Here is a 12,502-nt window from a genome sequence, read left to right as displayed (position 1 = left end):
TTATGCTTTTTATTTTGACCGCAAGTTGTGTTTTTATGTATTGGCAAAAATACACATCGCAATCCAGATGTGACATTTATCACAAATGAATATTCAACTATTGAGGAAAGCAAAAGACTCTCAAATTTATAAAGATTCTTTTCCTAAGAAGACTTTTTAGATGAGCAGAATAAAAAAATACCCAGAGCTATGTTGCTCTGAGCATTTCTTCCAACGGTATTATTTTGTACCAAATAATCGGTCTCCAGCGTCTCCTAGACCTGGTATAATATAACCTTTTTCATTTAATTTTTCATCTAGTGCCGCAATGTAGATATCTACATCTGGGTGTGCCTCTTTTAATGCCTCTACCCCTTCAGGAGCTGCGATTAAGCACATAAATTTAATATTTTTTCCGCCTCTATTTTTTAAAGAGTGAATTGCTTCAATTGCAGAACCACCAGTAGCAAGCATTGGGTCTACAACAATAAAATCTCTTTCTTCGACATCCGAAGGTAACTTAACATAGTATTCCACTGGCTTTAATGTTTTAGGATCACGATATAATCCAATATGTCCAACTTTCGCAGCAGGGATTAATTTTAGAACCCCATCCACCATTCCGATACCAGCACGCAGGATAGGAACGATACCCAGTTTTTTACCTGAAAGAACTTTTGATTTTGTTCTTGCGACCGGTGTATCAATTTCAATTTCTTCTAATGGCATATCACGAGTAATTTCAAAAGCCATTAAAGTAGCCACTTCGTCTACTAACTCCCTAAATTCCTTCGTACCTGTTTGTTTTTCTCTGATGTATGTAAGTTTATGCTGAATTAATGGGTGATCAAATACATATACTTTTGCCACAACTATTCACTCCGTTCCTTCATTAGTATAAATATCCGCTTTTTTCGACAGGATACTTCGTTAACACACTTCTATTTATTCTACAGAAAAAGTATTTCTGAATCAACTGAAATTCTTTTCTAAATTTGAATTTTCTATGATAGTTTTTCCGAAAACCTAGAAAAAAATCGTCTTAAAAAAAGAGAACAGTCAATAAGCCGCTATGCGCCTTATCGATTGTTCTCTTCCTCTTATAGTTCCTTGTACAATTCAAATTCACTTGTTAATGCTGTTACTCTTTTGGCAGCTTCTGCTAACTTCTCAGCGTCTTCATGGTTTTTAAGTGTAAACCCAATAATAGATGCTATTTCATCCATGTCCTCTAAACTAAAGCCACGAGATGTTACCGCTGCTGTTCCAATGCGGATTCCACTTGTCACAAAAGGACTTGCTGGATCATAAGGAATTGTGTTTTTATTTACAGTAATCCCCACTTCATCCAATACATGCTCTGCCACTTTTCCAGATAAACCCAATGATTGAAGGTCAACTAATAATAAATGATTATCCGTACCGTTCGACACTAAGTTTAATCCTTCTTTTTGCAGACCACTTGCTAACCTCTTTGCATTTGCAATAATATTCTCTGCATAATCTTTAAAATCAGCTTGCAATGCTTCCCCGAAGGCAACAGCCTTTGCTGCAATTACATGCATCAACGGACCACCTTGAATTCCTGGAAAAATAGATTTATCAATCTTCTTGGCATATTCCTCTTTGCATAGAATCATTCCTCCACGTGGCCCACGTAAAGTTTTATGTGTTGTAGTAGTAACAAAATCAGCATAAGGAACTGGATTTTGATGTAAGCCTGCAGCAACCAAACCAGCTATATGAGCCATATCCACCATTAAGTATGCTCCAACCTCATCAGCAATTTCACGGAATTTCGCAAAATCGATTTCACGTGGATATGCACTTGCTCCAGCTACGATTAATTTTGGTTTATGAGCCAACGCTTTTTCACGAACATCTTCGTAGTTAATATAATGTGTTTCTTTATCCACACCATACTCCACGAAATTATATTGAACACCACTAAAATTAACAGGGCTACCGTGTGTTAAATGCCCACCGTGTGACAAATTCATTCCTAACACAGTATCTCCATGCTCTAAAATGGTAAAATAAACAGCCATATTTGCTTGCGCACCTGAATGCGGTTGTACGTTTACATGTTCCGCACCGAAGATTTCCTTCGCACGATCACGAGCAATATCCTCGACAATATCTACATATTCACATCCACCATAATAACGTTTAGCAGGATAACCTTCTGCATATTTATTAGTTAATACAGATCCTTGCGCTTCCATTACCGCTTCACTAACAAAGTTTTCTGATGCAATCAATTCAATCTTCGCTCTTTGGCGTCCTAATTCTTGTTGTATTGCTTTAAAAACCAGTTCATCTTGCTCCGCTAAATGCTTCATATGTATTTCCTCCCGACTATTCTCTCTTTTCCACCGTAAATCTGCCTCTATTCTATCATGTATATATTTTAAAAGGAAAGAGCAAATTTACGAATTATCAAATGATTTATACACTTTTCGTTCGGTTTTTTTAAAGTATTTTCGTTATTTTTTTTAAAAGATACAAAAAAAATTATTTTTCTACTATTTCAATAAAATGAACCTGTGTTAAAATATTAATTTTTTTATTATCATTGGGTGGTTTTCTTAGCAAAAAATTATTATTTAGCGATAGTACTCAGGGGAATAGGATATAGGTGAGCGGAGGTGTCGGAGTCTCTATTATCTTTTTTCTCTCTCTTCTTAATTTCAACGCCAGTGCATAAAAACAAGAAACCAACAAAATCCCTAAAAAGCATGCAGGAATTTCATTGGTTTTTCATTAACAAGAAAGATTTTCTTTTGTGTTCTCATATACAGCTCTTGGACCACCAATTAATTTAGGACGGGATTTCGCCAGTGTGACATGAGCATTTCCTAGTTCCTTCAGCGAGGTTCTGATTGGTACAGCAACATGCTTTAAGTGCATACCAATAAAGGTGTCGCCAATATCGATTCCGCCATCTGCCTGAATAAACTCTACGACCACCGGATCTTCCATCTGCTGAAAAGCAAAAGTGGCCATAGCTCCACCGGCATGACGCACCGGTACAACAGAAACTTCCGGTAAGTTCCTTGCTAACATTACTTTTCTTTCGACTACCAAAGCTCGGTTTAAATGTTCACAGCATTGAAAAGCAAGCGAAATCCCTGCTTGCTGCTGAAATTTTTGGCATTCTTCAAAAATTAAGGAAGCGACATCTACCGTTCCCGCGGTACCAATCTTTTGGCCGATAACTTCACTTGTACTGCAGCCAATCACAAATAATTGCTGTTCTTTCAGCTGTGCCTGTTCTTGATATTCCGTTAGAATCGTTTGTAACTGCTCCTTTAGCTTAAGTGTTTCCTCATTCAATTCAAACACCCCTCTTCAAGTTACCTACATTTCTTATACTATAACCATCATTGCACAAAGATATAGGGAGTACAAGTATACTATTCTTTAATTTGAAAACGACAAATGGTTTGCTGCAATTCTTCTGCATGCGCTTGTAATTCCAATGCTAATCCATCCACCTTGCGAATAAGTGCCGTTTGATTATCCGCAATATTCGTTACCTGTTGTGCTCCGGCAGCCGTTTCTTCCGCAATCGCTGCAACTTCTTGCGATTGCTGAGTTGTTTCATAAATTTGCTGTTTTTGCTTATGAATCAATTCGGTTATATCAGCTGTTGCATCTATCATTTTATTTGTAGTTTCATTCATTTCATTGAAAATTAAATTCGTTTTCTTCCCTGTTTCCGCTTTTTCTTGGGCATTCTCGACTTGGTTTGTAATTTGCGTGACGACATTTTTAACTTCTGTCTGCATATTACGGATAATCTCCGCAATTCCTTCTACTGCTTTACCACTCTCATCAGCAAGTCTTCTTACTTCTTCAGCAACCACGCTAAAGCCAGCACCATGTTCTCCAGCTCGTGCAGCTTCAATAGAAGCATTTAATGCTAATAAATTCGTCTGTGAGGCAATTTCTCCAACAAGCTTTAACACTTCTTCAATTTCTTTAGAGTGAATTTCTAAATTTTGCACAGACTTTAAGGAATGCGTATTTTCTACTGCCAACTCCATCATCCCATCCACCAAGGAACGAACTACTGTATTTGTCTCTATTAACTTTTCAGACATTTGTCCGGAAATAGATTTGGACATATTCGCTTTTTTTTCCACACTAAGAGCGATATTCATTGATTCTTCCACAGACTCTGCTGATGCTTGTACACTTTGTGCAGACATTTCAGCCCCCCCAGCAATTTCTCCAACCGAATTAGAAATTGCTAATGTTTGCTCCAGTGCATTATCCGATTCAGCAGAAATCCGTTTTACTGTTTCGTTTGTTTTGTTAAAATTATTTTCAATACTTTGAACCATGTCGCGTAAATTAAAAAGCATATGATTAAAGGCTAAACCTAAAGATTTAATTTCATCATCTGATTTTGAAACTTCCGCATCTTGGCTTATATCTCCATGTGCGGCTTTTAATGCACTTTGTTCCAATCGCTTTAACGGTTTAATAATAAACCCCGCCGCCAAAAAGCCCAAAAAACCAGACCAAAATATACCTAATACTAAGGTGACAATATTAAAAATAACGGAACTAATGGCGATTTTGCTTTCAATGACTGGATAGAGAATATACATAAAAAAAGCACTTGTTGAATACGTAATAATCGCAAGAATCGTAATAAATAGCGCCAATTTCTTTCGTAAACTAAACTTATACTGCCCCTTTGTTCCCACTCTTTTTCCCCCTCATGAATAAGAAACACCTTACCACTCACTTTTTGTTATTTTTTCCATTATTTTATCTATCAAGATTTCTAATTCTTCATATGTGTCTCGATACATCGAAACAGTCCCTCCAAAAGGATCACTCACATCCCCATTCAGGTCATCCTCTGCATATTCTTTTATCGTAAACGTTTTCTCAATGGAGGATGGATATGCTGACACAAGCATATTTTTATGTCCTTTTGTCATAGTGAATATATAATTCGCCCAGTCTATTAACTCTTTTGTGACCATTGTGGAAAAATGGTTATGCTGGATTCCCTTTTCAGAAAGAACCTCCTGCGCCTGCAAAGATGCAGCACTACCATCTACCGCATAGACTCCAGCGGATTTGACTTCGACATCAGCAGAAAATTTATGCTTTAAAATAGCTTCTGCCATTGGACTTCTGCACGTGTTACCTGTACAAACAAACAATATGCGAATCATCATTTATCCTCCTTTATATGGTTCTATTATAGACCATTTTACCTAAAAATTCTATTTAACCTACAAAGAAGACGGTGCAAATACTCGTTTATTATCGGTTAAAACTAGTATATTTTTAGCATTTATTAATTGTTAGTATTTTACACTACCTAAAAAATTGTCTTTTCACTCTATATTTTCTAAACAAACGAACGCGAAATGGCTTTCACCAAAAGATGAAAGCCACTTCTCCGTATCTAGAACTACTATAAACTAATAAGCAGCTTGATTCCAAAAATAAGAAGGATTCCTCCTCCAAGCATTTCTCCATAGGAGCCTAACCAACCCTGTACTTTTCTTCCAATTAGTAAGCCTAACCACGTCAGCACCATCGCACTAATTCCAAAGCAAAGCAGAACCACTACTGTTCTTGCCTGATATATTCCTAGACTTAAACCAACGGAGAAGCTGTCCAAACTAACACTAACCGCAAATAGAAGCAAGCCGAGACCAGCCGGCGTAATGCGACTTGTCTCCACTTCTTTAAATCCTGTCCAAATCATTTGAATTCCTAATATAACCAGAAGTGCTCCACCTATATATCCGGCTATTTCACTAAAATTTTCCGAAAGAAACTTCCCTGTAATCATCCCCAGCAAAGGCATTATTACATGAAAAACCCCAATTATAAAACCGATTTTTGCGATTTGCTTTAATCTTAATTGAAACATCCCCATCCCTAGCCCAACCGAAAATGCATCCATTCCTAAAGCAAATGCCATTAAAATAAGTGTAAAAAGTTCTCCTACGACTGCAGACATTTTTTGGCCCCCTTGGACTTGCTCATTAGAGATTATGCACGTCCAAGTTCTTTTAGAAGTAAGAATCTGCAAATAATTTAAGAGCTAACTTCTGATTTAAATACTATTTTATTACTTGGTGGGAAGCAGCTTTCATCAGTCTGTTCATAACAGCTTGTCCAACACCCTCTGTCGGAAAAATTTCTCCGAAAATAATATCCACTTGCTGATGATCAAAGCTTCGCAAACCATCATATAGATCAGCGGCTACCGTAGATAGATCCTGTCGCTCACCACAAGCATAAATAAAATCAGCTTGATAGAATACTTTATTTTCCTCTGTAGTTAAGACACCGACTCTATGTCCCTTTTGTTTTTCTTCTTCTATTAGTAATTGAATTTTCTCCTTAGAACCATCGACTAAAAACAATGGCGCATTGGGAGCGTAATGAGTATATTTCATGCCAGGTGACTTTGGTTTTATTTCCGTATCAGTCAGCGCCTGATCAACTTTCACTTCGCCAACAACACTTTCTAGTTGTTCTTTTGTAATGCCTCCTGGGCGGAGAATCATTACTTTCTCATCCGTACAATCCACAACAGTAGACTCTACACCTACTCCTGTGGAACCACCATCCACTATTCCGGCAATGTATGTATCTAAATCTTCTTTCACATGAATTGCTTTCGTAGGACTCGGTTTCCCAGAACGGTTAGCACTTGGAGCTGCAATGGGCAGGGCTGATTGCTCAATAATCTGTAATGCAACAGGGTGATTAGGCATTCGAATCCCTACTGTAGAAAGACCAGCAGTCGACAACTCCGATAACACCCCATTTTTCTTTTCGAAAATAATCGTAAGTGGTCCCGGCCAGAAGGCATCCATTAATTTCTCCGCTGTCTCCGGCACTTTTTCAACTAATTCATCTAATTGCTCTCGTTTTGCAATATGGATGATAAGCGGATTGTCAGACGGTCTTCCTTTAGCAGCAAATATTTTTGAAATGGCGGAATCTTCTTTTGCATTTCCCCCAAGGCCATAAACCGTTTCTGTCGGAAACGCAACCACCTCATTTTTTCTTAAAAGATCAGCAGCTTGTTTTATTTGTGAATAACTTTCCTCTTTATCCACATTTTTATCCACTGACCAATAATTTGTCTTCATTCAAATCCACCTTTTTCCATTCTAATATCAATTTCTCTAAATCGCTTCTTATTCCTCATTTTTCGACAATACCACCATTTGTGAAAAAGGACAAGTTTCTTCTTAAATGGGGATAAAAATCTGACTTGTCCACAAATTGTGAATAAACACCCCTGAAAAGTGGATAACTTTTGCTATTTATCCACAATATTCATCGGAATATACATAAAATGTGACTTATCAACAGTGTAAACGTTTTTTACAGTATTCGACTCTTTCATTGCTGCTGGAATGTTTTCTTCTTCTATCGCTTGAAATCCTAATAAACGAAATAATTGCATGGAATGCGGATTATGAACCTTACAATAGATAGCATCCAGGTCTTTATCCTTCGCTAATTTTAACGCTTGCTGTATTAAAAACAATATATCTTCCACATTTCCTTTAGAAAGAACCATCGAACGCAGTAATCCTGTTTTCCCAAAAGGTTCTATTCCAATTGTGCCTATCAGAGTTTGATCAGCTTCCGCTTCCATAAGCAAAAAGTAGTCCAGCCATTCTTGCAACCCTTCTACTGTCACTTCTGCATTTGTTAAAAAAGCAGCAATTCTTTCTAAATCTCCTATTTCTGCTTGTCGAATGATATGCATCTTCCTCATCCCCTCACCATCTAGTATTTAATCTATTACTATGAAATGATGGAGGAAAAAATGCGAGATTTCTTACTTAAGGCCAAATTCTTTTATTTTGTTATATAGCGTTCCTCTTGATATTCCTAGCAATGTTGCTGCAGCACTCTTATTTCCATAGGTTTTTTTGAGCGCTTCTTCTATTCGTTCCATTTCGTTATCTTCCCTATTCCCTCTTTCACCCCGAATAGAAACCTTATACTTTTCCACAATTTCTGCCGGGATATGTTCAAGCGTTAATTCTCTATTCCCCTCACATACTAATACACTATGCTCTATCACATTCTTCAACTCTTTTATATTACCTGGCCAATCGTATGAACATACAATATGCATTGCTTGTTCATTTATTTTTATTATGTTTTTCTGATATTTTTCATTGTACATCTTTATAAAACTATTAACTAAATGCGGTATATCTTCTTTTCGGTTGCGGAGGGGAGGAATTTCAATATGGACAACGCTAATTTGGTAATAAAGCTTTTCGTTAAATTCCCCTTTTCTTACTAACTCTCCTAGAGGCTGGGTAGAAGATAAAATAAGTCTTGTTGCTGGCTTTTTCTGCTGCTCCCCACCAACCCTAGTAAAGGATCGCTCTGTCATATAGTGCAAAAGTTTTTCCTGAACGGCTAAAGGCATTTTATCTACTTCTTCGATAAAGAGTGTCCCTGACTCAGCCTGTTCTATCTTTCCTTCTATTTCTTCTGGATCTCCTGCATTAAAAGTCATTTTCTGATATCCAAACAGTTCCATCTCCACCAAATCTTTTGGAACAGTGGAACAATTTAACGATAAAAACTGATTCTTTCTTTTCGATCCCCCATAGTGAATCGCTTGCGCTAGCTGTTCTTTTCCGGTACCTGTTTCTCCAGATATAAGAACAGGTATTTCAGCCGAGGCTATTTTTTGTGCCATTTCAACCGCTCTTTTCACTTCTTTGCTGCTTGATAAAATAGAAGAAAAAGGCTCATCTTTTTGTACATATATAGAGGTAGTCGAATCTAATTCTTGATTTAGGTGTATTAGCTTCGTAATATCATGTTCTGTTGAAATGCCACCGATTATTTTATTATCTACAAGAACAGGTGAAGCATTAATTAACACATGTGTATGTTCATTTGGGCGATGATACGTTCCTCTAATCGGATTGCCTTCTTTTAAAATACGATGCAATTGAATCGAATCTGTTTCAAAATGCTCGCCAATTTTTTTGCCGATAATCGCTGCTTTTGTAATTTGATAGGTATCTTCTGCTACACTATTCCAGTAAAAAACGGTTCCATCACTATCTACTGCTGTTACAGCATCATTCATTGTCTCTGCAAGTGTTTCAAAATAAGTAGCGAGATATTTATTTTCCTTTTGTAAAGCTTGGATTCTTGCTGCTGCAGTTACAATCCCTTGAAATTCATTTTGTGTCTTTATAATGACTGGTCTTAACCAACTTAGATTTTCTCTCTTTATATCCTGTACAGCAATTACCTCTGAAGGTAATATATTACTTACTTCTAGCCAATCTTTTATTGTTTGATTATTCCTTACAGCTGCTAAAAGGTATTGCTCTTCATTTCCAATCGTAAATAGCTGCTCACTTTCAATAATAACGTAGGAATAATCTGCTAACACCTCTGTTAGCGTGCTAATTTTTTCGTTGTCTGAGAGGATGGTAAATGAAGTTTCAATCTTCATTTGTGAATCTGTAAACATATCTTTATCCTTTCTTTCCTTATTATTGTTAATTTATCACTAAATAACCGTTTTTTCCAATAAGGGAAAATGGATGCGATTTATGCTATAGAAAAAAGCTGGCTCTAATAGGACTACACTCGAATGATTAAAATGCAGAAGGTACTACTTCCTTCTAGTAATATTCTTGTGTTCCTAATAGAGTCAGCTTGATAAAGTTGATTTATTTTCGACTATGGATTTAACACTGCTTGCTAGCACTTTTCCAAAAGCCAGCTAGAGCTAGCAATTACACTGATTACACTACTTTTTTTGTGCTTAGTTTCGCTTGTGTGAAAAGCAGCAGATAATCGAATCCTCCTGCTTTGGAGTCCGTTCCAGACATATTAAAGCCCCCGAATGGATGCACCCCTACTAATGCACCAGTACATTTCTTATTAATATACAAATTGCCGCAATGCTGATTTTCTAATGCATACTCGATTCGATCTTCTTGAGAAGAAAAAAAGGAGCCAGTCAAGCCATATTCGGTATCGTTGTATACTTCAATACCTTTTTTCCAATCAGGTACCTTACAAATTGCAAGAACTGGACCAAAAATTTCCTCTTTCATAATGCGAGCATCTGCAGGAACATCGATAAAAATGGTTGGTTCAATATAGTAGCCATTTCCTTCTGCACGCGACCCGCCTATTGCTAGTTTCCCTTCGTTTTTTCCAATTTCAATATAGCCTAGTATTTTGTTTAATGCTTTTTCATCAATTACTGGCCCTACTGCTGCATTAGTCTCTGGTAGGCCAATAGCTAGATTTTTTGTTCGTGTTAGTACCTTTTCTACTACTTTATCGTACACAGATTCCACAATCATTGCTCTAGATCCGGCAGAACATTTTTGACCTTGAAAACCAAATGCCGCTGCCACAATCGCTTCTGCTGCTGCATCAAGATCTGCTGTTTCATCGACTACAATGCCATCTTTCCCACCCATTTCGGCTACAATTCGCTTTAACCATATTTGGCCCGGCTGTACAACAGACGCACGCTCATAGATACGACAGCCTACAGCACGAGATCCAGTGAAGGAAATGAATCTTGTTTTGGGATGCTCCACTAAATATTCTCCTACTTCCAAGCTATCGCCAGGAAGATAATTAATAACACCTGATGGTAAACCCACTTCTTCCATTAATTCCACAAACTTAGCGGCAATAACTGGTGTATTATCGGACGGCTTTAAGATAACAGTATTCCCCGATACGACTCCAGCAACTGTTGTCCCTGCCATAATAGCAAGCGGGAAGTTAAATGGAGAAATAACAATTCCAACCCCAAGCGGAATATAGGTAATCTTATTATCTACTTCACCAGCTGTCGGGTACAGCGGTTGATGGATCGATGTCTCACTTAAACGAATCATTTCTCTCCCGTAAAACTCAAGGAAGTCAATTGCTTCCGCAGTATCTGCATCTGCTTCAACCCAGTTCTTCCCTGACTCTAAGATTAAGTATGCGGAAAACTCATGTTTTCTTTCCCTCATTAATTGTGCAGCTTTAAACAAATATTCAGCACGCTCAGCTGGTTTTACTTTCTTCCATGTCTCAAACGTATGCAAGGCTTCCTGCATAGCCTTTTCCGCATACTCTTTATTCCCTTTACTTACTTCTCCGATGACTTCATCCACATTCGCCGGATTAATCGATACCGTTTTTTCTTCTGTCATTATTTTGGCTTTGCCAATTACAAGAGGGAATGTTTTTCCTAATTCCCTTTTTACTTTTTGAATAGCCGCTTCCATTGCATGCTGATTCTCGATTTGAGTAAAATCGGTAAACGGTTCATTTTTATACGGTGGGATACTTGTCAAATTCGTCATCTTTATTTCTCCTTTTTTGTTTATATTTTTTCATCCTAAGTCTTGCAAACTTAATATATAAAAAGGGGAGCTCGATTCAATCGACTTACTTAAATAAGTTTTTCAAAATAAACCAAACGTTTGCTGGTCTTTCTGCCAATCTTCTCATAAAATAGCCGAACCAATCTTTTCCGTATGGCACATACACTCTTACTTTGTACCCTTCTCTCACTAGCTTATTTTGCAAATCCTCACATATTCCATACAGCATTTGAAATTCAAACTTGTCTTTAGCAATCCCCTGATTTGCGGCAAGCTCTTTAGTGAATTGGATTATTTTTTCATCATGGCTGGCAACAGCTGTGTAGTTTCCATTCAGCATATGCATTTCAATAATTTTTTTGTAATTTTCGTCTACATCCTTTTTCTCTGGAAAGGCAACATCCGGTGGCTCTTTATAAGCTCCCTTTACCAAACGCAGATTTGCATTTAATTCATTCAAACGTTTCATATCTTCTTCTGTTCGATACAAATAGGCTTGAATGACCAAACCAACATTATCATATTCCTTGCGGAGCTCTTCATAAATATCAATGGTTACTTGGCAATGAGCGTAGTCTTCCATATCAATGCGGACAAAGTTTCCGTATTGGCTGGCTCTAGAAACAATTTTCCGCATGTTATTCAAGCATAAATCCTTATCAATATCCAACCCCAGTGATGTCATTTTGACTGATAAATGGGAGTGAACGCCAGATGCATGAATCTCATCTAGTGTTTTTAAAGACATTCTCGTTGATTCATCGGCTTCTTCTTTCGTGTAGACAAACTCTCCTAAATGATCAAGCGTAACCACTCTACCAGATTTGTTTAATTCGCTGACTTTTGAAATTGCTTCTGCTATCGTTTCACCAGAAACGAATCGTTTCGCTCCAAAGCGTAAACCATATTTGCGAGCTAGTTTATTGGCGGACTTATTCTTAGCTAATGACTGAAACATATTTCTCAATGCAACTTCCATTATCAAGCTCCCCTTTTGAACACTTTTGTTTAAAATTTAAACACTGTACATTTGTGTATAATTCATATTTCGATTATACAATAATACCAGCTTTGAAATCTATAATTTTCTGATTAATTTTTATTATTAAAATACTGGAAGCGCATAATTTTTT

Annotated in this window: 11 protein-coding genes; all 11 read right to left on the bottom strand. The window is 37.2% G+C overall.

Annotation, left to right across the window (positions count from 1 at the left end; translation table 11 throughout):
- Positions 1-219: 219 nt before the first annotated feature.
- Entirely contained in the window at positions 220-849 is a 630-nt protein-coding gene (upp, locus tag NiCM35_RS14390; protein ID WP_095329583.1) for a uracil phosphoribosyltransferase, read from the bottom strand.
- Positions 850-1,079: 230 nt separating this feature from the next.
- On the bottom strand, positions 1,080-2,321 hold the full coding sequence (gene glyA, locus NiCM35_RS14385; RefSeq protein ID WP_433779865.1) for a serine hydroxymethyltransferase: 1,242 nt from the start codon (positions 2,319-2,321) through the stop codon (positions 1,080-1,082).
- A 421-nt stretch (positions 2,322-2,742) separates the two neighbouring features.
- A complete protein-coding gene (locus NiCM35_RS14380) occupies positions 2,743-3,315 on the bottom strand; it encodes a TIGR01440 family protein (protein ID WP_095329581.1) in 573 nt (190 codons plus the stop codon).
- A gap of 80 nt (positions 3,316-3,395) precedes the next feature.
- Positions 3,396-4,697: a methyl-accepting chemotaxis protein gene (locus tag NiCM35_RS14375; protein ID WP_172859365.1), complete on the bottom strand. Its 1,302-nt coding sequence runs from the start codon at positions 4,695-4,697 to the stop codon at positions 3,396-3,398.
- A gap of 30 nt (positions 4,698-4,727) precedes the next feature.
- On the bottom strand, positions 4,728-5,177 hold the full coding sequence (locus NiCM35_RS14370) for a low molecular weight protein arginine phosphatase (protein WP_095329579.1): 450 nt from the start codon (positions 5,175-5,177) through the stop codon (positions 4,728-4,730).
- Between the two features lie 245 nt (positions 5,178-5,422).
- Positions 5,423-5,977, bottom strand: a complete 555-nt coding sequence (locus tag NiCM35_RS14365) for a manganese efflux pump MntP (RefSeq protein ID WP_095329578.1) — start codon at positions 5,975-5,977, stop codon at positions 5,423-5,425.
- 103 nt (positions 5,978-6,080) lie between these two features.
- The gene (locus NiCM35_RS14360) at positions 6,081-7,121 is read right to left on the bottom strand and encodes an L-threonylcarbamoyladenylate synthase (protein ID WP_095329577.1); all 1,041 of its coding nucleotides are present in this window, start codon (positions 7,119-7,121) and stop codon (positions 6,081-6,083) included.
- Between the two features lie 173 nt (positions 7,122-7,294).
- On the bottom strand, positions 7,295-7,750 hold the full coding sequence (locus NiCM35_RS14355) for a GNAT family N-acetyltransferase (RefSeq protein WP_095329576.1): 456 nt from the start codon (positions 7,748-7,750) through the stop codon (positions 7,295-7,297).
- A gap of 72 nt (positions 7,751-7,822) precedes the next feature.
- Positions 7,823-9,496, bottom strand: a complete 1,674-nt coding sequence (locus NiCM35_RS14350) for a sigma-54 interaction domain-containing protein (protein WP_095329575.1) — start codon at positions 9,494-9,496, stop codon at positions 7,823-7,825.
- 277 nt (positions 9,497-9,773) lie between these two features.
- Positions 9,774-11,348 (bottom strand): L-glutamate gamma-semialdehyde dehydrogenase, encoded by a 1,575-nt coding sequence (gene pruA / locus NiCM35_RS14345; RefSeq protein WP_123258490.1) that lies wholly within the window; start codon positions 11,346-11,348, stop codon positions 9,774-9,776.
- Between the two features lie 85 nt (positions 11,349-11,433).
- On the bottom strand, positions 11,434-12,348 hold the full coding sequence (locus NiCM35_RS14340) for a proline dehydrogenase family protein (RefSeq protein ID WP_095329573.1): 915 nt from the start codon (positions 12,346-12,348) through the stop codon (positions 11,434-11,436).
- Between the last annotated feature and the right edge of the window lie 154 nt (positions 12,349-12,502).

The sequence above is a fragment of the Niallia sp. M35 genome (genome assembly GCF_050971705.1).
GTDB lineage: Bacteria > Bacillota > Bacilli > Bacillales > Cytobacillaceae > Niallia > Niallia circulans_A.
This window is presented reverse-complemented; position numbering and strand designations above follow the sequence as displayed.

Bases quoted from the DNA above. Each gene is read 5' to 3' on its own strand.
- glyA (WP_433779865.1), bottom strand. From the start codon at position 2,321: ATGAAGCATTTAGCGGAGCAAGATGAACTGGTTTTTAAAGCAATACAA.
- NiCM35_RS14370 (WP_095329579.1), bottom strand. From the start codon at position 5,177: ATGATTCGCATATTGTTTGTTTGTACAGGTAACACGTGCAGAAGTCCA.
- NiCM35_RS14365 (WP_095329578.1), bottom strand. From the start codon at position 5,977: ATGTCTGCAGTCGTAGGAGAACTTTTTACACTTATTTTAATGGCATTT.
- NiCM35_RS14360 (WP_095329577.1), bottom strand. From the start codon at position 7,121: ATGAAGACAAATTATTGGTCAGTGGATAAAAATGTGGATAAAGAGGAA.
- NiCM35_RS14355 (WP_095329576.1), bottom strand. From the start codon at position 7,750: ATGCATATCATTCGACAAGCAGAAATAGGAGATTTAGAAAGAATTGCT.
- NiCM35_RS14350 (WP_095329575.1), bottom strand. From the start codon at position 9,496: ATGTTTACAGATTCACAAATGAAGATTGAAACTTCATTTACCATCCTC.
- pruA (WP_123258490.1), bottom strand. From the start codon at position 11,348: ATGACGAATTTGACAAGTATCCCACCGTATAAAAATGAACCGTTTACC.
- NiCM35_RS14340 (WP_095329573.1), bottom strand. From the start codon at position 12,348: ATGGAAGTTGCATTGAGAAATATGTTTCAGTCATTAGCTAAGAATAAG.